Consider the following 20,649-nt stretch of genomic DNA (forward strand, 5'->3'; position numbering starts at 1 on the left):
CGTCAACCGGCGTATTGGCGGCGACCGCGCGTCCGTTCGGCGCGTTCGGCGCGTTCGGCCCGTTCGGCCGTCAGCCTTGCCCCGGCCGTCAGTCCTGGCGGGGACGCGGCTGCCCGCCGGGTCCCCACGCGCGGCCGAGCAGTGACATCAGCCGGTCCCGGTGCAGCCGGGCGCCGTCCGCGTCGAAGGCCGAGGTGTCCGCCATCGTGAAGCCGTGGGTGGTGCCGGGGTAGATCTCCGCCGACGCGGTGCACCCCGCCGTGGTCAGGGCCGTTTCGAGCCGTGCCAGCGACTCGGGGGTCATGTCGCCCTCGGCCAGGCCGAGATGGACCTCCGCCGTGATCGCGGGGAACCCGAGGTGCGGGCTGTCCGGCGCGTCCGTGACCAGGGGCCCGGGGTGGAACCCGGCGACGGCCGCCACCCGGCCGGGATGCGCCGCCGCGGTGCGCAGCGCCAGCGCGGCGCCCATGCAGTAGCCGACCGTGGCCACCGGGCCGTCGGCCACCTCGGCCTGCTCGGCGAGGAACGCGAGGAAGGCGTCCGCGTCCCGCAGCGCGCGCTCCGCGCCGTGCGCCTCGATCATCGGCCACAGCGTTTCGAACAGCGCGGGCCGGGAGGCCTCGTCGATGTGCTCCGGGAGATCGACCAGCGGCGCCGGGCCGTTGCGGTGGAAGACGTTCGGCACGAGTACGTAGAAGCCGTGGGACGCCAGCTCGCGGGCGTGGCGCTCCAGCTCGGGGCGCGGCCCGAAGGCGTCCATGTACAGGAGCACCGCCGGGTGCCGCGCACCGTCGTCGGGGGAGACGGCGAAGGCGTCGGCCGGGCCGTCGGGAGTCGGGATGAGCAGGGTCTTGGTGAGCAAGTTCTTCCTCTCTGCCAACGAAACCCCCAGGCTAACCCCGGTGCCAGCGCGGCGGATCCGGCGCCCGCACGCCCCCCCTCGCCCGGTGACCGCCAGGCCCCTCTCGCCCGGTGACCGCCAGGCCCCTCTCGCCCGGTGCCCGCCCGGCCTCCCTCTCGCCCGGTGCCGCCCGGCCACCGCTCACCCGGTGTCCGCGCGGGCGCCCCTCACCCCGCGGACCGCGAATCCGCCGCCACGCAGAACTCGTTGCCCTCCGGATCCGTCATCACCACGTGGTGCCCGTCGAAGCGCGCCTCGATGGTGCCGCCCGCGCGCGCCAGCCGCTCCGCCTCCGCCACGATGCGGTCCCAGCGCTGCTCCGGTGAGCCGTGGCCCGGTACCCGTACGTCGATGTGCAGCCGGTTCTTCGCCGTCTTCGGCTCCCGCACCTTCAGGATCGACAGCCGCGGCCCGACGCCGTCGGGATCGCACAGCCACGCGCCGTCGTCCTCCTCGTCCTCCTCGTTGTTCTCCGGCGGCCCGAACGACGCGACCCACTCGGCGCGCGTCGCGAACGGCGCGGGCGGGGGCTCGTCCACGTAACCGAGCGCCGTCTTCCAGAAGGCGGCGAGCACGGTGGCGTCCGCGCAGTCGAGCGTGAGGTCGAATCTCGTGGTCATGGGAACCGACCGTACCCGCGGCCACCGACAATCCGGCGCCGTCGCGCGGTCACTGACAGTCCGTCGCCGTCGCGCGGACCCCGGCCGGGCGGCGGCGCGCGGCGCAACCCCGCCACATATCGCTCTGGCGTGCGACGACTCATACCAGAGCGGGACCTCGACCGCCCGACTTTGCCAACTGCCCATCGCGCCGACGACAGGGCCGACTACCGTGAGTGGCCGCCGAGCGACGCCCGGTCGTCGCCACGTGCCCTCATCAGCCCGGACCGAGACCCCCACACCTGAGAGCCCGAGGACGCCGCATGTCTCAGCTTCGCCCGCCTGCCGCACGCGCGGACCGTCGTGAAGGCGGCCGGCACGGCAAGCCGGCCGGGCGGGCCGCCGCACCGCGACCGGCGGAGACCCACATACGGCCGCAGCTGCTGCGCCTCGCCGTCCTGCCTCCGCTCGCGGTGGCGCTCAGCGCCTGCGCCGCCGTCATCTTCCTCGTACGCACCACCGGGGTGCGGCCCAGCACCGAGCTGTGGGCGGTGCTCACCGGCGCCTGCGTCGTCACCACCGGCGGCGTCCTGATCGCCGCGATCGCCGCCGACCGCACGGCCACCGCCGTCCACGACCGGGTCGTCGGGCTGCGCCGCGCCAGCGCCCGCGGCCAGGCGGAACTGCGCGGTCTGGTCGAGCAGTTGCGCAGGGGGGAGGGGCCGCCGCCGCGCCGGGCCCCCAAGGCGCTGCCGCCGGGCGCCGACGACTTCGACCGGCTCTCCGCCGATCTGGCCCGCGCCCAGGACGTCGCGGTCACCGCCGTCGTCCAGGCCACCCAGCTCTCCAGCCAGGCGGGCAGCCAGCAGAAGGTCGAGGTCTTCGTCAATCTGGCGCGGCGGCTGCAATCCCTGGTGCACCGCGAGATCTCGATCCTCGACGAGCTGGAGAACGACGTCGAGGACCCGGACCTGCTCAAGGGCCTGTTCGACGTCGACCACCTGGCCACCCGCATCCGCCGGCACGCCGAGAACCTCGCCGTCCTCGGCGGCGCCGTCTCCCGGCGCCAGTGGAGCCACCCGGTGTCCATGACCGAGGTGATGCGGTCCGCCATCGCCGAGGTCGAGCAGTACTCCCGGGTCAAGCTGGTCCCGCCCGTCGACGGCACCCTGAGCGGGCACGCCGTCGCCGACTGCATCCACCTGCTCGCCGAACTCGTCGAGAACGCCACGGTGTTCTCCGCCCCGCACACCCAGGTCCTGCTCCGCGCCAACCTGGTGACCTCCGGACTCGCCGTCGAGGTCGAGGACCGGGGCCTCGGCATGCCGGTCGGCGAACAGGACAGGATGAACGCCCTGCTCGCCGACCCCGACCAGGTCAGCGTCGCCAGCCTGCTCCAGGACGGCCGCATCGGCCTGTTCGTCGTGTCCCAGCTCGCGCGCCGGCACGGCATCACCTGCCGCCTCCAGACGAACATCTACGGGGGAGTGCAGGCCGTCCTCGTCCTGCCGCAGGAACTGCTCGGCTCCGAGGAGGGCGAACGGACACCCCCCGTACGCAAGGCGACCGCCGCGGCCACCGCCGACAGCGTCCTGCGACCCCAGCCCGTGGCCACCGCCGACAGCGTGCCGCGCCCCCAGCCCGCGGCCACCACCGCCGCGGCCCCGTCGCCCGCGCCGCAGGCCCCGGCCCCGCCGCCGGAGCGGCGGACCCCGGACGCGGCCCCGGCGCCCGCGCGGCAGGCGCCGCCCGTCCCCGCGCAGCCGCCCGCCGCACCGCGCCGCCCGCCCCGGCCGGAGACCCCCGCCGCCGTGGCCGGCGGGCCCACACCCCTGCCGCAGCGCGTCACGGGCCGCACCCGCCCGACGCCGGCCGAGGCCGTGCCCGGCATCCGGCCCGAGGACCGCCCCGCCGCCGAGCAGAACGGCCGGGCCCCGCTCGCGCCCGTCGCCGGACCGGTGCCCGCCGGCCCGGGGCGGCCCCTGCTGCCGCGGCGCAGGGCCCAGGAACACCTCGCACCCCAGCTACGCGGCGGCCCCGCACCCCGCCGGGACGACGAGACGCCCGCCGGGCACGACCCCGGCCTGATGGCGGCGTTCCAGCGCGGCATCACCCTCGCCGAGGCGGCCGACCCGCGCGAGATCCCGTACCGCGGCCCGGGGGACCAGGGCGGGATCGGCGCATGACGCCCCGCCACGCGCGCGCCCGCCGACGGGAGATACCCGGCGGACCCCCGCGCCCCACCCCCGCGGCGTCCCCCACCCCCGCGGCGTCCCCCACCGCCGCCTCTCCCGTGTCCCCGACCACCAGCACCACACCGAGCAGTCCACCAAGGAGTCGATCCCCCATGGCGAGCGATGTGCCGACGGGTCAAGTGTCCGATCTCGACTGGCTGATGAGCGGCCTCGTCCAGCGCGTACCCCACACCAGCAGCGCCGTGCTCCTCTCCTCCGACGGCCTCGTCAAGTCCGTGCACGGCCTGGACACCGACAGCGCCGACCACATGGCCGCCCTCGCCTCCGGCCTCTACTCGCTGGGCCGCAGCGCCGGCGCCAGATTCGCCGACGGCGGCGACGTGCGCCAGGTCGTCGTGGAGCTGGACTCCGCGCTGCTGTTCGTCTCCACCGCGGGCTCCGGCACCTGTCTCGCCGTCCTCGCCGGACGCGAGGCGGACGCCGCCGTCCTCGGCTACGAGATGGCCATGCTCGTCAAGAGCGTGCGGCCCTACCTGGTGACCGCGCCCCGGCAGAGCCCGGCCGAACCCACGGCGATGAGGACTTGAGGGTGACGGCCCCGCAGGACGGGCCGTGGCTCGACGGCGCGGCAGGCCGCCTCGTACGCCCGTACACCGTCAGCAACGGGCGCACCCGGCCGACCACCTCGCTCGATCTGCTCACCCTCGTCAGGGCGACCGGGACGACCCCGCCCGGCTACCTGGGGCCCGAGCACGGTCAGGCGCTCGACCTGTGCGCGCGGCCCACGTCGGTCGCGGAGATCGCCGGGCACCTCAAGCTCCCCGCCGTCGTCACCAAGGTGCTCCTGTCCGACCTCGTCGACAGCGGGGCGGTCACCGCCAAGCCCCCCACGCTCCACGAAAACCCCACTGACCGGTCCCTACTGGAGGCAGTGCTCGATGGACTACGACGACAGCTCTGACCTGTTCCCCACCGCACTGAAGATCCTGGTCGCGGGCGGGTTCGGGGTCGGCAAGACGACCTTTGTCGGAGCGGTCAGCGAGATCGCCCCGCTCAGCACGGAAGAGCTGCTCACGACGGTCAGCGCCGACACCGACCGTCTCGACGGCATCGAGAACAAGGTGGAGACGACGGTCGCGATGGACTTCGGCCGCATCACCCTGGACCCGGAACACGTCCTCTACCTGTTCGGCACGCCGGGCCAGGAACGTTTCTGGTTCATGTGGGACGAGCTGTCCGAGGGCGCGCTCGGGGCCGTGATCCTGGCCGACACCCGCCGCCTGGAGGACTGCTTCGCCGCCGTCGACTTCTTCGAGGAGCGCGGCATGGGATTCATCGTGGCGGTCAACGAGTTCGACGGCGCCTACCGCTACGAGCCCGAGGAGGTGCGCGCCGCCATCGACCTGGACCCCAGAGTGCCCGTGGTGCGCTGCGACGCGCGGATCTCCAGCTCGGGGATCCAGACCCTGCTCACCCTCGTCCGGCACCTGCTGGCGCACGCGGAGCCCGCCGCCAGCGGCCACGGCGCCCACACCTGACGGACGACCGCGCGGCGGGGCGGCCGTGGCCTGTAGGAAAGCTGCGGCGGCGGTTAAGAAAACCTCGATGGACCGGGGCAGTCCTGGTGAGGAAGAGTCGGGTGCGGCGGCGCAGGACGGCCGCCATCCCCTCTGCTTGCTACGCGGGTGGCCGCGTGCTGCCCGCGTGCGCGACGACAGGAGCCGAACCGTTGAAGGCGCTGGTCAAGGAGAAAGCCGAACCGGGACTGTGGCTGACGGACGTGCCCGAACCGTCCGTCGGCCCCGGTGACGTGTTGATCAAGGTGCTGCGCACCGGGATCTGCGGCACCGACCTGCACATCCGTGCCTGGGACGGCTGGGCCCGGTCGACCATCAGCGCCCCGCTCGTCGTCGGCCACGAGTTCGTCGGCGAGGTCGTCGGGACCGGCCGGGACGTGACCGACATCGCGGTCGGCGACACGGTCAGCGGCGAGGGCCACCTGGTCTGCGGCAAGTGCCGCAACTGCCTCGCCGGGCGCCGCCACCTGTGCCGCGCCACGGTCGGCCTGGGCGTGGGCCGCGACGGCGCGTTCGCCGAGTACGTGGCCCTGCCCGCCTCGAACGTGTGGGTGCACCGGGTCCCCGTGGACCTCGATGTCGCCGCGATCTTCGACCCGTTCGGCAACGCCGTGCACACCGCCCTGTCCTTCCCGCTGGTCGGCGAGGACGTCCTGATCACCGGCGCCGGGCCCATCGGGCTCATGGCCGCCGCCGTCGCCCGGCACGCCGGCGCCCGCAACGTCGTCGTCACCGACGTCAGCGACGAGCGCCTCGACCTCGCCCGCAAGGTCGGCGCCGGCCTCGCCCTGAACGTCTCCCGGACCACCATCGCCGACGGCCAGCGCGAACTCGGCCTGCGCGAGGGCTTCGACATCGGCCTGGAGATGTCCGGCAACCCGGCCGCCCTGCGCGACATGCTCGCCAACATGACCCACGGCGGCAAGATCGCCATGCTCGGCCTGCCCGCGCAGGAGTTCGCCGTCGACTGGGCCCGGATCGTCACCTCGATGATCACCATCAAGGGCATCTACGGCCGCGAGATGTTCGAGACCTGGTACGCGATGTCGGTGCTCCTGGAGGGCGGCCTCGACCTCGCCCCGGTGATCACCGGCCGGTACGCGTACACCGACTTCGGCGCCGCGTTCGACGACGCCGCGAGCGGCCGCGGCGGCAAGGTCATCCTGGACTGGACCGCCTGACCCTCCCGCCGCCCGCGCACCAGACTCCAGCCCGCGCACCAGACTCCAGCCAGCGCACCGGACTGCCCGCGCCCACGGACGTCCGGCTCCCTAGGACCGAAGGACTCCCGGCATGTTCGACAACGTACGCGCAGACCTGCGCACCACCCTCGACGAGATCGTCGCCGCCGGCCTGCACAAGCCCGAGCGGGTCATCGGCACGCCCCAGTCCGCCACCGTCGGCGTGACCGGCGGCGGCCGCCCCGGTGAGGTGCTGAACTTCTGCGCCAACAACTACCTCGGCCTCGCCGACCACCCCGAGGTCGTCGCCGCCGCTCACGCGGCCCTCGACCGCTGGGGCTACGGCATGGCCTCCGTCCGCTTCATCTGCGGCACCCAGGAGGTCCACAAGGAACTGGAGGCGCGGCTGTCCGCCTTCCTGGGCCAGGAGGACACGATCCTCTACTCCTCCTGCTTCGACGCCAACGGCGGCGTCTTCGAGACCCTGCTCGGCGCCGAGGACGCGGTGATCTCCGACGCGCTCAACCACGCCTCGATCATCGACGGCATCCGGCTGTCCAAGGCCAGGCGCTTCCGCTACGCCAACCGCGACATGGCCGACCTGGAGGCCCAGCTGAAGGCGGCCGACGCGGCCGGCGCCCGCCGCAAGCTCGTCGTCACCGACGGCGTCTTCTCCATGGACGGCTATGTCGCCCCCCTCGGCGACATCTGCGACCTCGCCGAGCGGTACGACGCCATGGTCATGGTCGACGACTCGCACGCCGTCGGCTTCGTCGGCCCCGGCGGCCGCGGCACCCCCGAGCTGCACGGCGTCATGGACCGCGTCGACATCATCACCGGCACCCTCGGCAAGGCCCTCGGCGGCGCCTCCGGCGGCTATGTCGCCGCCCGCGCCGAGATCGTCGCACTGCTGCGCCAGCGCTCGCGCCCCTACCTGTTCTCCAACAGCCTCGCCCCGGTCATCGCCGCCGCCTCCCTGAAGGTCCTCGACCTGCTGGAGTCCGCCGGGGACCTGCGCGAGCGGCTGGCGGCGAACACCAAGCTGTTCCGTACGCGGATGACGGCGGAGGGCTTCGACATCCTCCCCGGCGACCACGCCATCGCCCCGGTCATGATCGGGGACGCGGCCGTCGCGGGCCGCATGGCCGAGCTGCTCCTCGAACGCGGCGTGTACGTGATCGGCTTCTCCTACCCGGTGGTCCCGCAGGACCGGGCGCGCATCCGCGTCCAGCTGTCCGCCGCGCACTCCACCGAGGACGTGAACCGCGCCGTGGACGCCTTCGTCGATGCCCGCGCGCAGCTCGGCTGACCGGTTTGGGAGAATAAGGGCATGATCGAAGCGCGGCGGCTGCACATCCTCCGTGCGGTGGCCGACCACCGCACCGTGACGGCGGCTGCCGCCGCGCTCTATCTGACCCCCTCCGCGGTCTCCCAGCAGCTCACGGCCCTGGAGCAGGAGACCGGACACAAGCTGGTCGAGCGCGGGGCGCGCGGGGTGCGGCTCACGCCCGCGGGCGAGATCCTGCTGAAGCACACCAACGCCGTGCTGGCCCAGCTGGAGACGGCCGAGGCCGAGCTGGCCGCGTACAGCACCGGCGCGGCGGGGACGGTCACCGTCGCCTCGTTCGCGACCGGGATCGGCCTCGTCGTCGGCCCCGCCCTGGCCCGCCTCGCCAGGACCGCGCCCGGCATCCGCGTCCGCGTCCAGGACGCCGAGGGCGACGCCAGCCTGCCCATGCTGCTCGACCGCCGGATCGATGTCGCGGTCGCCGTCGAGTACCGGGGCGCGCCCGGCGCGGACGACGACCGGATCACGCGCGTGCCGCTGTACGCCGAGCCCTTCGACGCGGTGCTGCCCGCCACGCACCGGCTCGCGGACGCCGAGTGGGTGCCGGTCGCGGATCTCGACAAGGACACCTGGATCGGCCCCTACCCCGGCAACCCCTGCCACGACGTGGTGGTCCTCGCCTGTGAGCACGCCGGGTTCTCGCCGCGCTTCGAGCACCTCTCCGACGACTTCCGCGCGGTCGTCTCCCTCGCCGCCGCGGGCGGCGGTGTCGCCCTGGTGCCGCGCTCGGCGCTGCGCGGCATGGACCTCACCGAGGCCGTCGTCCGGCCGATCGACGGGGTGGTGCCGACCCGGAAGGTCTTCGCCGCCGTCCGGCACGGCGCCGAGGACCATCCGCTGATCCGCCCGGTGCTCGACGCGCTGGGCGAGGCCGCGGCGGCCTGAACCGGACATCCTCGTAACCTGCCTGTTTCATATGTGGGTTAACGTGCCGAATATGAGACGCGAGAGTGAGCCGCGCGACACCGCCGGCGGCGGCAGCGGCGGCACCGACATAGAGTCCGACCCCGTCGACGCCAGACTCGGCGCCCGCCTGTCCGAACTGCGGGCCGAGCACGGCTGGTCCCTCGGCGAGGTGGCCGAGCGCAGCGGAGTGAGCCGGTCCACCCTGTCCCGCGCCGAGCGGGCCGAGACCAGCCCGACCGCGGCGCTCCTCAACCGGCTGTGCGCCGTGTACGGGCGGACCATGTCGCAGCTCCTCAGCGAGGTCGAGTCCGCCCCGGCCCAGCCGGTCCGCGCCGCCGACCAGCCCGTCTGGCACGACGCCGCCAGCGGCTTCCGGCGCCGCTCGGTGTCGCCGCCGCTCGCCGGACTGCGCGCCGAGGTCGTCGAGGGCAGCCTGGAGCCGTATGCCGACATCGCCTACGACCGGCCGCCCGTCCCCGGCCTCGAACAGCACATCTGGGTCCTCGACGGCGTCCTGGACCTGACGGTGCACAGCGTCACCCACCGCCTCGCCACCGGTGACAGCCTCCGCTTCCGGCTCTGGGGCCCCACCCACTTCCACTGCCCCGGCCCCGAACCCGTCCGCTACGCCCTGGTGGTGGTGCTCCCATGACGTCCCCGGTCCCGCTGCCGCCCGACGCCTACCCGGCGTGGACGGCGCCCCTGGGCGATCTCCTGCTCGACGTCGTCGCGGGCGGCGGCTCCCTCGGCTTCCTCGCCGGGCTGACCCGGGCCGAGGCCGTCGCCTGGTGGGACGGCCTCGCGCCCGCCGTCGCCCGCGGCGACCTCGCCGTCTGGGCCGTGCGCGACACCGACGGCCGCTGCCTCGGCACGGTCACCCTCGCCTTCGGCGGGATGCCCAACGGCCGGCACCGCGCCGAGGTGCGCAAACTCATGGTGCACAGCGCCGCCCGCGGCCGGGGCCTCGGCCGCGTCATGCTGGAGACCGCCGAGCGGGCCGCCGCCGCCCGCGGCATCACCCTGCTCGTCCTCGACACCGAGACCGACAGCCCCGCCGAGGGCTTCTACCGCGCCGCGGGCTGGCAGCGGGTCGGCACCATCCCGGACTACGCGGCCGACACCACCGGCGCGCTGCGCGCCACGACGCTCTACTACAAGCGGCCCGGGCGGCGGCCCGCGACCGCGGCCTGACCGGGGCGGCGGCGCCCCCGCCCCGACCTCTTCCTGTACCTCTGTTCGGGTGCGGCATGAATGGAGAGCTCCGGGACAGGGGAGGTGCAGGCCACCACACCGCCGGGCGTGCACCGAGTCCGCCGGACCGTTCGACAAGGAGCCGCCCATGACCGCCGCCGAACCGACGTACACCACCAGCGCGCTGAGCACCGGCGACGGCGCGGCCGTGGCCACGTACACCTGGCTGCCCGCCGGAGGCAGGCCGCGCGCCTTCGTGCAGATCGCGCACGGCGCCTCCGAACACGGCCTGCGCTACGACCGGTTCGCCCGCCACCTCACCGCCCACGGCTACGGCGTCATCGCCTCCGACCATCGCGGCCACGGCGCCACGGCGGCGACCACCGGCGGCTTCGGCGTCACCGACGACAGCGAGCCCGGCACCGTCGACGCCTGGGTGTCGATGATCGAGGACCTGAAGGCCATCGGCGACCAGGCCAGGGCCCTGCACCCGGACGTCCCCTTCGTCCTCCTGGGCCACAGCCTCGGCTCCCTCCTCGCGCGCGACTACGCCCAGCGGTACGCCGACGACCTGGTGGGCCTGATCCTCTCCGGGACCTTCCGCTCGCTGCCCGGAGCCGACACCGAGCGGGCGATCGCGGACCTGGAGGCGCAGATCGCGCGTGACGGCCGGGCGGCGCCGTGCTCCTTCGTCGGCGACCTGTTCACCTCCTTCAACGACCCCTACGAGCTCCGCACCGGCTTCGAGTGGCTCTCGCGCGACGAGGCCGAGGTCGACGCGTACGTCGCCGACGAACGCTGCGGCTTCCCGTTCGCGACGGGCCTGTCCCTGGACTTCGTCCGCGCGGTCCGCCGCGTCAACGACCCCGCCAACCTCGCCCGCATCCCCACCGACCTGCCGATCCACATCGCGTCCGGCACCGAGGACCCCTGCAACCAGCGCATGACCCTCGTCCACGAACTGCTGGAGGACCTGCGCTACGTGGGCGTGGAGGACCTGACCTGGAAGGGCTACGAGGGCGCCCGCCACGAGATCCTGAACGAGACCAACCGCGACGAGGTGCAGGCCGACCTGACCGCCTGGCTGGACAAACGCGTGCCCTGAGCCCGCCCCGAGGGGCCGTTGTCAGTGGGCTTGGCTACGGTTCCTCCCATGCCGGACGCCGAAGACGTACGCACCATCGCCCTGTCCCTGCCGGACACGACGGAGAAGACCGCCTGGAGCATGCCCACGTTCCGGGTCGCGGGCAAGATGTTCGCCACGCTGCCCGAGGAGGAGACGTCGGTCGCCGTGCGCTGCCCCAAGGTGGAGCGCGACGAGCTGGTGCGGGCCGAGCCGGGCAAGTTCTGGGTCGCCGACCACGAGGCGTTCTCCGCGTGGGTGCGCGTCCGGCTGTCCGCGCTCGACGACACGGAGGAGCTGCGCGACATCCTCGCCGACTCCTGGCGCCAGGCCGCACCGCCCCGGCTTCTCGACTCCCACCCGGAACTGGGCGTGATCGCCGCGGACTGAAATCGGGTGGGGCGGGCGGGGAGCGCGTGACATCATCCCCGCGTCGGGGAGGAGCACGCGCCGCCGCAGCGGGCGGCGCGGCGCGGCGGGAGGAGCCGGGGCGGGGATGAGGGGCACAACAGCGCGGGGCCACGGCCGACGCGGCATCTGGTCACGGGACTTCGGGCTCTTCTTCACCGCGCGCGCCGTCGCCAAGCTGGGCGACACCATGCTGCCCGTCGCGCTCGCCGCCGGACTGCTCCAGTACGGGTACGGAGCGGGCGCCGTCGGCCTCGCCATGGCGGCGTCCGTCGCCTCCTTCGCCGGTCTCGTCATCTTCGGCGGTGTGATCGCGGACCGCTTCGACACCCGCCTCCTCATGATCGGCGCCGACGCCACCCGGCTCGTCACCCAGGCGCTGGCCGCCGTCATGTTCTTCACCGGCCACGTCGTGCTCTGGGAGATCTGCGTGATCGGCGCGGTCAACGGCACGGCGGCCGCGCTGTTCCAGCCCGGCGTCGCGAGCACCGTGCCCCGCCTCGCCGACGACGTCCAGGCGGCGAACGGCGCGATCCGCGTCGCCGAGTCCAGCTCCCAGCTCGCGGGCCCGGCCGTGGCGGGCATGCTCGTCGCGTTCGTCTCCCCGGGCCTGGTCTTCGCCGCCCACGCCGGCACGTACGCGCTGAGCGCGCTGTGCCTGCTGCTCCTCAGGCTCCCGCCGGTGCCCCCGGACGACGACGGCCCCGCCCGCACGGCCACCACCTTCCGCGCCGAACTGGTGCAGGGCTGGCGGGAGTTCCGCTCCCGGACCTGGCTCTGGGCCGTCATCGCCGTCTGGTGCGTGCTCATGATCGGGGCCTTCGGCCCGGCCGTCCCGCTCGTCGCCACCCAGGTCACCCAGGAACACGGCCCGCGCGCCTACGGTCTGGTCAACTCCGCCCTCGGCGCGGGCACGGTCGTCGGCGGCCTGGTCGCGCTGCGACTGCGCCCGCGCCGCATGCTCCGGGCCGGTTCCCTCGCGCTGTTCTCCTTCGCCCTGTTCCCGGCCGTGGTCGGCGCCGGACTGAGTGTCCCCGGGATGATGGCGGGCTGCGTCGTCGCCGGGGCGGGCATGTCCTTCTGGGGCGTGATGTGGGCGACCAGCGTCCAGACGCAGGTCCCGCGCGACGTCCTCAACCGCATCCACGCCTACGACGTCGCCGGGTCCCTCGCCATGCAGCCCGTGGGCCAGGCCCTCGCGGGCCCGGCGGCCGGCGCCTTCGGCACGCACCGCGTCCTGCTGGCGGGCGGCGCCGTCACCCTCGGCTGCGCGGCCGTGCTGCTCCTGCTCCCGGCCGTCCGCGGCCTCGTCCGCGCCGACGCCACGCCCGTCCTCTCCGTGCCCGCACCGGGCACACCGCGACCGGTCCTGCCGGAGCCGCACGAGATCACGCCGCCCGCCCTTCAGGAGCCCGGGCCGCCGGAGCCATCGCCGTCACCGAACCACCGCAACCACCGTGCCGCCGGACACGGCCGACCCTAGGCGGGGATCCGGGGGAGGCCCGCGCCGAGGAAGCCGTCGATCCGGCCGCGCAGCGTCGCCGCGTCGAGCCCGTGCGCGGCGACGTGCTCGTCCACCGAGCCGTACCGCCGCAGCTCGCGCCGCCCCACTCCCAGCCCGAGCACCCGGTGGGGCACGTCGGCGAGCGCCTCGTTCACGGCGGCCGTGGAGGTACCGGCGAGGTAGGGCTCGACGAGCACCACGTCAGGGCTGGCCGCCCCCACGGCCCGCCGCAGCCCCGCGGCGTCGAAGGGCCGCACGGTGGTCGCGTAGAGCACGCTCACGTCGAGCCCCTCGGTGGCGGCGAGCACCTGGTCGAGCAGCGGCCCGACGGCGACGACGACACCCCGCCGCCCTTCGCGCACGGTGAGCAGGTGTCGCCCGTCGACGGGCAGGGCCTCGCGGTTCGCCTGAATCGAGAGCCGTACGTAGACCCGCTCGTCGCCCGCCCCGATCGCCTGTCGCAGCAGCACCTCGGCCTCGTCGGGGTGCCCCGGCACCTGCACGGCCCATCCGTCCAGCGTGTCGAGCAGCGCCACATCGCCGGGCGCCATGTGGGTGAAGCCTCCGCCCGACACGTCGTAGGAGGCGCCGACGCTCACCAGTACCCCGCCGAGCCCCTGGTGCCCGAAATCCAGCTTCACCTGTTCGAACGGCCGCTCGATCAGGAAGCTGGCGAAGGTGTGCAGCACGGGCCGCATCCCGGCGAGCGCCAGCCCGGCGCCGGCCCCGACGAGCAGCTGTTCCCTGATGCCGACGTTGATCACGCGGTCCGGATGGCGCCGCTGGGCCTCCAGGAACGGCGCGAGCCCGATCTCGGCGAGCACGACGGCGACGCGCGGGTCCTCGTCGAGGATCCGGGAGACGACGGGGGCGAAACGGTCACGCATGGTGTCCACGGTGGACGTCCTTTCGGCAGTACTGGTGAGATCGGCTGAGTGGTGGGTGGCTCAGTACGGTGGGGGCTCAGTACTTCGACTCGACCCGCGCGACGACGACGCGGGGCCGCCCGGGATGCGGGGCGGTGAACGCCTCGTACAGGGCGGAGTGGTCACGCCCGTCGACGGTCGCCGCGGACCATCCGGCCACCTCGAACCGGGCGGCGATGCCGCCCTCGGTGCCGTACGTGGCGGAGCCGTTGTCGACCACGACGGTCCGCAGGCGGTCGAGTCCCACCGCGCCGGCGAAGGCGATGGCCTCGTGGTTGCTGCCCTCGTCGAGTTCGGCGTCGCCCACCAGCGTCCACACCGCGGGTTCGACGCGGCCCTGGGCGCGCAGCCCCAGCGCCGTCCCCACGGCGATCGGCAGCCCGTGCCCCAGCGAGCCGCTGCCGATCTCCGCGCCGGGTACCAGCATCCGGTCGGGGTGCTGCCCGAGCGGCGACGCGAACTCCCCGAAGCCGCCGAGCCACTCCACGGGCAGGAAGCCCTTCGCGGCGAGCACCGCGTAGTAGGCCATCGGTCCGTGTCCCTTGGACAGCAGGAAGCGGTCGCGCCCCGGATCGTCGACGGTCCCGGGCGTGACCCGCAGGACCTTGTCGTAGAGCACCCACAGCACGTCGAGGGTGGAGGTGGCGGAGGGGCCGTGCTTCTCGTCGCCGGTCATCAGCCGCATGAGCCGGGGGAGGTCGGTGTACTGGTACGCGATGCGTTCTGTCGTTGTCGCCATACCCGGTAGCCTGCAACCTCAAGTTAACTTGAGGTCAACCCCGGACCCGTGTCCCGCGTCGCAGAGGGATGCGCGATCACGGCCCCGAGTGCGGTATGGTTTCGGTGCGCGTTCGGCCCGGGGAAACCCCAGGTCAGCGAGTATCGGGACGTGGCGCAGCTTGGTAGCGCACTTGACTGGGGGTCAAGGGGTCGCAGGTTCAAATCCTGTCGTCCCGACTTTAGAAGTCGCAGCTCAGGGGCCGTTTCAGAGAAATCTGAAACGGCCCCTGAGTCGTATGTGGGGGGGCGGACGGGGGCGGCGCAGGTGTTCGCGGCCGAGGCGGGTGAGACGTCGTCCCAGTGGGTGGGCGTCACGCAGCACGGCGGCGGCGATGCGTCCGCCGCGCGGCCGGTGAACAGGCGGCCGTCGGGGTCGGGTCCGGCGACGAGGACGCGCTGGGCGACCATGGGGCGGACCTCTTCGATGACGGGCACCTTGCGGGCGCGTTCGCCTCTGGTGTCCGTGTCAACGATCTCGGGTGGGGTCTGGGACGGTGAGGGCCTCGTCGTATGACACCCCGGCGCTTCGGTTGATCGCGACGCGAGTGCGGAGGGGCAAGACGATGAGCAGCGCGACACCGACCAGGAGTCCGCTCGCCCACAGCGGTCCGAGGCCACCGGCCTCGGTACCGAGGGCGGTCGCGGCGACGAGGGGGCCGACGGCGGCGCCGGTGTTCAGTGCCGCGGTCGCATACGAGCCGGCCATCGTGGGGGCTTGTGCCGCCTCGTAGAGGACCTGGGTGATCAGCGTGCTGCCCAGGGCGAACGACAGCGCGCCCTGCACGAACACGAGGGTGCACAGGGCGACCGGCCGATCGGCCAGCACCGCCAGGGCCGGCCAGCCGACGAGCAGCAGTGGACCACTGACCGCGACGACCAGACCGGGGCGCTGGTCCGACAGCCGGCCGGCGATGGTGATGCCGACGAAGGAACCGGCACCGAAGAGCATCAGAACGACGGAGATCCACAGCTCGTCCAGCCCGGCGGTGTCGGTCACGACGGGGGCGAGGAAGGTGAAGCTCGCGAATGTCGCCGCGTTCACGAGCGCGCCGAGCAGCATGACCAGGAGCACTCGCGGCTTGGTGAGCAGGGCGAGTTCCGCCCGCAAGGCCGGCCCGCCCGTCGCCTCGGCCTTCACGCGTCCCCCTGGGATGCCCTTCAGAACACCGAGAGCCGCGGGCAGGCAGAGAGCGGCGACTGCCCAGAATGCGGCCCGCCAGCCGAACACCGTGCCGAGTACCGACCCGCTGGGGACACCGGCGATCGTGGCCACCGTCGTGCCCGACAGCAGCACGGCCAGCGCACGGCCCTTCTTGTCGAGCGGGACCAGCGTGGCGGCAGCCGTCAGAGCGACGGCCAGGAACCCCGCGTTCGCAAGCGCGGCGACGACCCGGGTGGCCAACAGGACCGTGAAACTGGAGGTGACGGCCCCCGCGGCGTGAGCTGCCGCAAAGGTGACGATGAAGGCGAGAAGGCTGGATCGCCCGGGCCAGTCGCGGGCAAGCGCGGCCATAAGAGGCGCCCCGACAACCATGCCGATCGCGAAGGCCGAGGTGAGCACTCCTGCGGTCGCGACCGTGACGTCGAAATCCGAGGCGATGTCCGGCAACAGGCCGGCGAGCATGAACTCCGAGGTGCCCATGGCGAAAACCGCCACAGCGAGCAGGTACAGCGGGAGAGACATCGAAGGCTCCGAGGTGAGGAGAAGCACGAGAGGGTCATCTCGTCACCGCGGCCAGCCCCACGACAAAGTCGTCCCACCACAGGATGCGGCGCAACGACAGGGCTACGAGCTCAGGGCTTCAGGGGGCTGACGGCGTGACCGAAAGCCCCCACCTCGTCTGACTCAGGACTCGACATGGCTCGCACGCTACCCGACCGACGCCGGGCGTGGCACCTGTGTCACCGGCGTCATGTCCCGCACCGACCGGACCGCGGACGTCGAAGAAGCTGAGGCACCCCTCGTACTGCTCGTCCGTGCCCTCGAACTGTCGGTGATACGCGAGTTGAGGAGCACGCTGGCGGAGGAGCCCGGTGCGGGTGGCTGGACGACGGCCGCGGTCGCGCTGGGGGACATGCCCTTGGCGAAGGGGTCGACCTGGCGGGCTGGTCGAGGTGCACGGTGTAGCCCCATCGGCCAAGGTCATCGTCACCTTGGAGGGGCAACGTCGAAGAAGCTCGGTGCCGACCCGGGGGTTCACCCGTGACGGCCTCAAGGGCGATCGCCCCCGGGCGCGGCAGCCGGCTGCTCGTCCACCGTGCGGGTGGCGGGCGCAGGTAGCGATCCCCCACTACGCCGCCCTTTCTGCGCAGTGTCCCGCGGGCACCCGGGAGTGGCTGTCCGCTGCGCCGACATGTCGCGTCCCGTCACACCCGTCACGAACGACCACTCCAGTAAGCGAAAGAGGATATTCCGTTTCCGGCCGAACGGCGTGGAGAAACTGTGGGGGAACAGGGGAGGCGGGGGAGAGGGCGCGGAAAGCGGAATCGATCTTGAAGCGTCTGGAGCTTGCCGACGATAACGCAGTGTGCTGTTTAGCGTGCACCCGGCCTAAATCGCTGGGTTCGGGAACCTACAGGAAAGAATGTGTCGGCCGAACTCCGGGTCGTTGCTCTCTTGACCGAATCCGATACGTCGGGCAGGGTGTCCTTCGGTTCAAGAGCCATCGACTTGTGGCGACCGTGGACCGCACCACTGATTACCGCAGAACTGCTGCTTTGTTGCGCCAATTGACGTCAAGGGAGCTTTGCGTGAGTACAGTGCACGACCGTACCGCTTCGGACCGGAAGCAGTCGCTTGCCAGCATGTTGGCGCGTGCACGTGCCAAGGTCACCGACGGACCGCGGCCCCGGCAGGACCGCAACAACGTTCCGCTTTCGTACTCGCAGAACACCTTGTGGTTCGTTGACCGGCTGCAGAGCGGTACATCCACGTACAACGTCCAGTTCATCTTCCGCCTTGAGGGCACGCTGGACGTCGCGGCGCTGACCGCCGCCTTCGCGAGTATCGTCCAGCGGCACGAGGCCTTGCGGACGTATGTACTCGTGGAGAACGACGAGTACTTCCAGGGGTTCGTGGAAAATCCCGAGGTCGTGGTCGACAAGACGGTCGCCGCGTCCGAGAGCGAAGCCCTAAGAATGATGGAAGAGCTGGCCGCGGAACCGATCGGTCTCACCGTCTTCCCGCTCTGGAACATTTCACTCGTGGAAGTCTCGGAAGACCTCCACTACTTCGGATTCGTCGTCCACCACATCATTTTCGACGGGGTGTCGACATCCATATTCTTCGAGGAACTGGAACAGGAGTACAACGCTCGCCGTTCCGGAACCTTACCGAAGGTGGAATCCCCGGCCGTCCAGTTCGCCGACTTCAGCGAGTGGCAGCGCAAGCGCATGGAGGCCGGCAGCTGGCAGGAGAGTGTCGACTACTGGTCGCAGACGCTGAGCGGCGCCGACGTCATGGACGTCCCCGGCGACCGCCCGCTGCCGCCCGAGGTGACCTCGTCCGGCGCCGCGTGCGTGACCGTCCACCCGGAACTGGCCGCACGGGTACGGAAACTGGCCGCCACCCTGTCCACGACGCCGGTCACCGTCTACGCGACGGCGATGGCCGCCCTCTTCCAGCGGTACTCGGGCTCCCAGAACGTCATATTTGGCATGCCCACAGCAAACCGGGGGGAGGTCGAGTGCGAGCGGACCCTCGGATTCTTCATCAACATGCTGCCGCTGCGCTGCGCGGTCGACCCCACCGAGACCTTCCGCACCTCGTTGCAGGGCGTGCAGCAGCGCTTCCGCGACGGGCAGGCGCACGGCCGGCTGCCGCTGGAGGAGATCATCGCCTGCGCCGGTGTGCAGCGGGACGCCTCGCGCTCCACGCTCTTCCAGTACACGCTGACGATGAACGAGTGGGCGGAGCCGCTGCGGCTCGACGGCATCACCGCGGTCGAGAACGAGCCCGACACCACGGCGGCCAAGTTCTTCCAGTCCTGGACCGTGACACCGCGGGACGGCGACCTGGAGATCCACACGGCGTACAACACGGACATCTTCGACCGGGCGACGATCGCCACCATGCAGCGGGCGTTCGCCGGTTTGCTCGCCCGCGCCGCCGCCGCTCCGGACAGCACCCTGCGGCAGCTGTGGGCCGAGGACGAGGAGTCCCGCGCCGTGCAGGCCGAACGCGGACGCGGCGCCGACGTCTCCGCCCCCACGGGCAACGTCTACGCCCACTTCCGCGCGGTCGCCGCCGCGCATCCGGAGCGCCTCGCCGTCGGCACGCCGCAGGAGAACGTGACCTACGGCGAGTTGCTGCGCCGCGTCAACGCGGTGAGCGCGCACCTGGCGGCCGAGGGCATCGGCCGGGGCGACCGGGTGGGCGTCGCGCTCGAACCCTCCCCTGACTTCCCCGCCACCGTCCTCGCGCTGCTCGGTCTGGGCGCCGTCTACGTGCCGATCGACGCGATGAACCCGCCGGGCCGCATCGAGGCGATCATCGAGGACGCCGAGCTGAGTCGGGTCGTCTGCGACGACACCACGGCCGGTGTCGCCCCGGGACTCGAACACACCCTGCCGGCCACTCTCCCCGACGGCGAGCGCGGGCCCGGGGCGGGGGACGGTGACGGGAGCGCTGTCGCCTATCTCATGTACACCTCCGGCAGCACCGGGACACCCAAGGGCGTGCTCATCGAGCACGACAGCATCCTGGGATTCATCCAGAACGTCAGGACCCTGTTCGAGATCACTCCGCAGGATCGTTTCCTCGGCTTCGCGTCCTGTGGGTTCGACGTCTCCGTCTTCGAGATGTTCGGTGCCCTGCTGTCGGGGGCCTCGCTGCACTACGTACCCTCCGCCATGCGGCTCGACATGGCCGCCGTCCAGCGGTTCCTGGCGGAGCACAGGGTCACGGTGACCGACCTGCCGCCCTCGGTGATGAAGCTGCTCGACCCGGAGCCGCTGAGCGACCTGCGCATCGTGTTCGTCGGGGGAGAGGCCTTCTCCCACGAGCTCGTCCGGGCCTGGGGCGCCGGGCGCCGCATCTTCAACGGGTACGGCGTCACCGAGTGCACCGTCACCAGCGTCGTCGAGGAGCTCACCGAGCCGCTCTCGCCGGCCGCGCTGCCCATCGGCGGCCCGATGGACAACCACCTCGCGTACGTCCTCGACGACCAGAACCTCCCCGTCCCGCAGGGCGTCATCGGCCAACTGGCCATCGGCGGCGTCGGCCTGGCCCGCGGCTACTGGCACCGCGACGAGGACAACCAGCGCCGGTTCATCGAGGACCCGGTCGCCCCCGGACCCGGCGGCCGCCTCTACCTCACCGGCGATCTGGTGCGCCACAACGCCGACGGCCGCCTGGTCTACGCCGGACGCGCCGACAAGCAGGTCAAGATCAACGGCGTGCGGATCGAGATCGGGGAGATCGAGAGCGTCCTGCGCTCCGGGCGCGGCGTGACCAACGTGTTCGTCCGCGTCCAGCAGGACGAGGACCGCAAGAAGGTCGTGGCCTACGTCGCCACGGCCGGCGAGGCGACCGAGACGACCCTGCGCGAGCACTGCCGCCGCCACCTGGTGTCCACCATGATCCCCGCCGCGTTCGTCCTGCTCGACGAGTTGCCGATCAACGCCAGCGGCAAGATCGACGAGAAGGCCCTGCCCCGGGCGGGAGCCGCCCCCGAGGCGCAGGAGGCGCAGAGCTTCAGCAACGTCGAACAACAGATGCTGGAGAAGGCGTTCGGACCGATCCTCGGGCGCACCGACTTCGCCAAGAACGTCAGCTTCTTCGACCTGGGTGGGACGAGCCTCCAGGCCGCCCAGCTCGTCTCCAAGATCAAGAAGATCTTCGCGACCGAGATTCCGCTGGCCGTGTTCTTCGCCGACTCCAGTGTCCAGCGGATGGCCCTGGAGGTCGAACGCTCCCGGCTGGCCGCGCTCGGCCCCGAGGAGCTGGAGCAGGCCATCGAGCAGATGACCGAAGAAGACGTCACCCGACTGCTCGCCGAGTGAGGCCGGA

18 protein-coding genes and 1 tRNA gene are annotated in these 20,649 nt (G+C 72.4%); 14 read left to right on the top strand and 5 right to left on the bottom strand.

Features of this window, described 5'->3' with window-relative positions; translation table 11 throughout:
- Positions 1-88: 88 nt before the first annotated feature.
- Together ACIP5K_RS14695 and ACIP5K_RS14700 are read right to left on the bottom strand one after the other, a co-directional pair.
- Positions 89-862, bottom strand: coding sequence for a dienelactone hydrolase family protein (locus ACIP5K_RS14695; RefSeq protein ID WP_401409341.1), 774 nt, complete (start codon positions 860-862; stop codon positions 89-91).
- Positions 863-1,068: 206 nt separating this feature from the next.
- Entirely contained in the window at positions 1,069-1,521 is a 453-nt protein-coding gene (locus tag ACIP5K_RS14700; RefSeq protein WP_401409344.1) for a VOC family protein, read from the bottom strand.
- Between the two features lie 302 nt (positions 1,522-1,823).
- Here ACIP5K_RS14700 and ACIP5K_RS14705 point away from each other — a divergent pair, with 302 nt between their 5' ends.
- The 12 genes from ACIP5K_RS14705 (at position 1,824) to ACIP5K_RS14760 (ending at position 12,912) form a co-directional block, all read left to right on the top strand.
- A complete protein-coding gene (locus ACIP5K_RS14705; protein WP_401409346.1) occupies positions 1,824-3,686 on the top strand; it encodes a sensor histidine kinase in 1,863 nt (620 codons plus the stop codon).
- A 161-nt stretch (positions 3,687-3,847) separates the two neighbouring features.
- Positions 3,848-4,282: a roadblock/LC7 domain-containing protein gene (locus ACIP5K_RS14710; RefSeq protein WP_401409349.1), complete on the top strand. Its 435-nt coding sequence runs from the start codon at positions 3,848-3,850 to the stop codon at positions 4,280-4,282.
- Positions 4,283-4,284: 2 nt separating this feature from the next.
- Positions 4,285-4,656 (top strand): DUF742 domain-containing protein, encoded by a 372-nt coding sequence (locus tag ACIP5K_RS14715; protein WP_401409351.1) that lies wholly within the window; start codon positions 4,285-4,287, stop codon positions 4,654-4,656.
- A complete protein-coding gene (locus ACIP5K_RS14720) occupies positions 4,634-5,233 on the top strand; it encodes a GTP-binding protein (RefSeq protein ID WP_401409353.1) in 600 nt (199 codons plus the stop codon). Before ACIP5K_RS14715 ends, ACIP5K_RS14720 begins: the two co-directional genes overlap by 23 nt.
- Positions 5,234-5,424: 191 nt before the next feature.
- Positions 5,425-6,453, top strand: a complete 1,029-nt coding sequence (tdh, locus tag ACIP5K_RS14725; RefSeq protein ID WP_401409355.1) for an L-threonine 3-dehydrogenase — start codon at positions 5,425-5,427, stop codon at positions 6,451-6,453.
- Positions 6,454-6,565: 112 nt separating this feature from the next.
- Positions 6,566-7,762 carry a glycine C-acetyltransferase gene (locus tag ACIP5K_RS14730; RefSeq protein WP_401409358.1) on the top strand — a complete coding sequence of 399 codons (1,197 nt, stop codon included), beginning with the start codon at positions 6,566-6,568 and terminating at the stop codon, positions 7,760-7,762.
- 21 nt (positions 7,763-7,783) lie between these two features.
- The gene (locus ACIP5K_RS14735; RefSeq protein WP_401409361.1) at positions 7,784-8,686 is read left to right on the top strand and encodes a LysR family transcriptional regulator; all 903 of its coding nucleotides are present in this window, start codon (positions 7,784-7,786) and stop codon (positions 8,684-8,686) included.
- Positions 8,687-8,738: 52 nt separating this feature from the next.
- Entirely contained in the window at positions 8,739-9,359 is a 621-nt protein-coding gene (locus tag ACIP5K_RS14740; protein WP_401409363.1) for a helix-turn-helix domain-containing protein, read from the top strand.
- Positions 9,356-9,898: a GNAT family N-acetyltransferase gene (locus tag ACIP5K_RS14745; protein ID WP_401409365.1), complete on the top strand. Its 543-nt coding sequence runs from the start codon at positions 9,356-9,358 to the stop codon at positions 9,896-9,898. Before ACIP5K_RS14740 ends, ACIP5K_RS14745 begins: the two co-directional genes overlap by 4 nt.
- Positions 9,899-10,046: 148 nt before the next feature.
- A complete protein-coding gene (locus ACIP5K_RS14750; RefSeq protein ID WP_401409368.1) occupies positions 10,047-11,003 on the top strand; it encodes an alpha/beta fold hydrolase in 957 nt (318 codons plus the stop codon).
- A 48-nt stretch (positions 11,004-11,051) separates the two neighbouring features.
- The gene (locus tag ACIP5K_RS14755; protein ID WP_401409371.1) at positions 11,052-11,411 is read left to right on the top strand and encodes an MmcQ/YjbR family DNA-binding protein; all 360 of its coding nucleotides are present in this window, start codon (positions 11,052-11,054) and stop codon (positions 11,409-11,411) included.
- Positions 11,412-11,517: 106 nt separating this feature from the next.
- Entirely contained in the window at positions 11,518-12,912 is a 1,395-nt protein-coding gene (locus ACIP5K_RS14760; RefSeq protein ID WP_401409374.1) for an MFS transporter, read from the top strand.
- Here ACIP5K_RS14760 and ACIP5K_RS14765 read toward each other — a convergent pair.
- Positions 12,909-13,829 carry a transketolase family protein gene (locus ACIP5K_RS14765; RefSeq protein WP_401409376.1) on the bottom strand — a complete coding sequence of 307 codons (921 nt, stop codon included), beginning with the start codon at positions 13,827-13,829 and terminating at the stop codon, positions 12,909-12,911. The two genes, ACIP5K_RS14760 and ACIP5K_RS14765, sit on opposite strands and share 4 nt — an antisense overlap.
- 67 nt (positions 13,830-13,896) lie before the next feature.
- The gene (locus ACIP5K_RS14770; protein ID WP_401409379.1) at positions 13,897-14,598 is read right to left on the bottom strand and encodes a transketolase; all 702 of its coding nucleotides are present in this window, start codon (positions 14,596-14,598) and stop codon (positions 13,897-13,899) included.
- Between the two features lie 144 nt (positions 14,599-14,742).
- Between ACIP5K_RS14770 and ACIP5K_RS14775 the strand changes: the two genes are divergently transcribed.
- Positions 14,743-14,816 (top strand) — tRNA-Pro (locus ACIP5K_RS14775).
- A gap of 289 nt (positions 14,817-15,105) precedes the next feature.
- On the opposite strand, the gene ACIP5K_RS14780 is transcribed toward ACIP5K_RS14775, so the two are convergent.
- Positions 15,106-16,323 (bottom strand): Cmx/CmrA family chloramphenicol efflux MFS transporter, encoded by a 1,218-nt coding sequence (locus ACIP5K_RS14780; RefSeq protein ID WP_401409383.1) that lies wholly within the window; start codon positions 16,321-16,323, stop codon positions 15,106-15,108.
- A 1,121-nt stretch (positions 16,324-17,444) separates the two neighbouring features.
- Here ACIP5K_RS14780 and ACIP5K_RS14785 point away from each other — a divergent pair.
- Complete coding sequence (locus ACIP5K_RS14785) at positions 17,445-20,642, top strand: amino acid adenylation domain-containing protein (protein ID WP_401409386.1); 3,198 nt, start codon at positions 17,445-17,447, stop codon at positions 20,640-20,642.
- Positions 20,643-20,649 lie beyond the last annotated feature (7 nt).

Source organism: Streptomyces sp. NPDC088785, assembly GCF_044750685.1.
GTDB lineage: Bacteria > Actinomycetota > Actinomycetes > Streptomycetales > Streptomycetaceae > Streptomyces.

What these genes read in the sequence shown, in the direction of transcription:
- ACIP5K_RS14750 (WP_401409368.1), top strand. Translation starts at nt 10,047, where the DNA reads ATGACCGCCGCCGAACCGACGTACACCACCAGCGCGCTGAGCACCGGC.
- ACIP5K_RS14785 (WP_401409386.1), top strand. Translation starts at nt 17,445, where the DNA reads ATGTTGGCGCGTGCACGTGCCAAGGTCACCGACGGACCGCGGCCCCGG.
- ACIP5K_RS14740 (WP_401409363.1), top strand. Translation starts at nt 8,739, where the DNA reads ATGAGACGCGAGAGTGAGCCGCGCGACACCGCCGGCGGCGGCAGCGGC.
- ACIP5K_RS14705 (WP_401409346.1), top strand. Translation starts at nt 1,824, where the DNA reads ATGTCTCAGCTTCGCCCGCCTGCCGCACGCGCGGACCGTCGTGAAGGC.
- ACIP5K_RS14730 (WP_401409358.1), top strand. Translation starts at nt 6,566, where the DNA reads ATGTTCGACAACGTACGCGCAGACCTGCGCACCACCCTCGACGAGATC.
- ACIP5K_RS14780 (WP_401409383.1), bottom strand. Translation starts at nt 16,323, where the DNA reads ATGTCTCTCCCGCTGTACCTGCTCGCTGTGGCGGTTTTCGCCATGGGC.
- ACIP5K_RS14710 (WP_401409349.1), top strand. Translation starts at nt 3,848, where the DNA reads ATGGCGAGCGATGTGCCGACGGGTCAAGTGTCCGATCTCGACTGGCTG.
- ACIP5K_RS14720 (WP_401409353.1), top strand. Translation starts at nt 4,634, where the DNA reads ATGGACTACGACGACAGCTCTGACCTGTTCCCCACCGCACTGAAGATC.
- ACIP5K_RS14745 (WP_401409365.1), top strand. Translation starts at nt 9,356, where the DNA reads ATGACGTCCCCGGTCCCGCTGCCGCCCGACGCCTACCCGGCGTGGACG.
- ACIP5K_RS14770 (WP_401409379.1), bottom strand. Translation starts at nt 14,598, where the DNA reads ATGGCGACAACGACAGAACGCATCGCGTACCAGTACACCGACCTCCCC.
- ACIP5K_RS14735 (WP_401409361.1), top strand. Translation starts at nt 7,784, where the DNA reads ATGATCGAAGCGCGGCGGCTGCACATCCTCCGTGCGGTGGCCGACCAC.
- ACIP5K_RS14755 (WP_401409371.1), top strand. Translation starts at nt 11,052, where the DNA reads ATGCCGGACGCCGAAGACGTACGCACCATCGCCCTGTCCCTGCCGGAC.
- ACIP5K_RS14700 (WP_401409344.1), bottom strand. Translation starts at nt 1,521, where the DNA reads ATGACCACGAGATTCGACCTCACGCTCGACTGCGCGGACGCCACCGTG.
- ACIP5K_RS14760 (WP_401409374.1), top strand. Translation starts at nt 11,518, where the DNA reads ATGAGGGGCACAACAGCGCGGGGCCACGGCCGACGCGGCATCTGGTCA.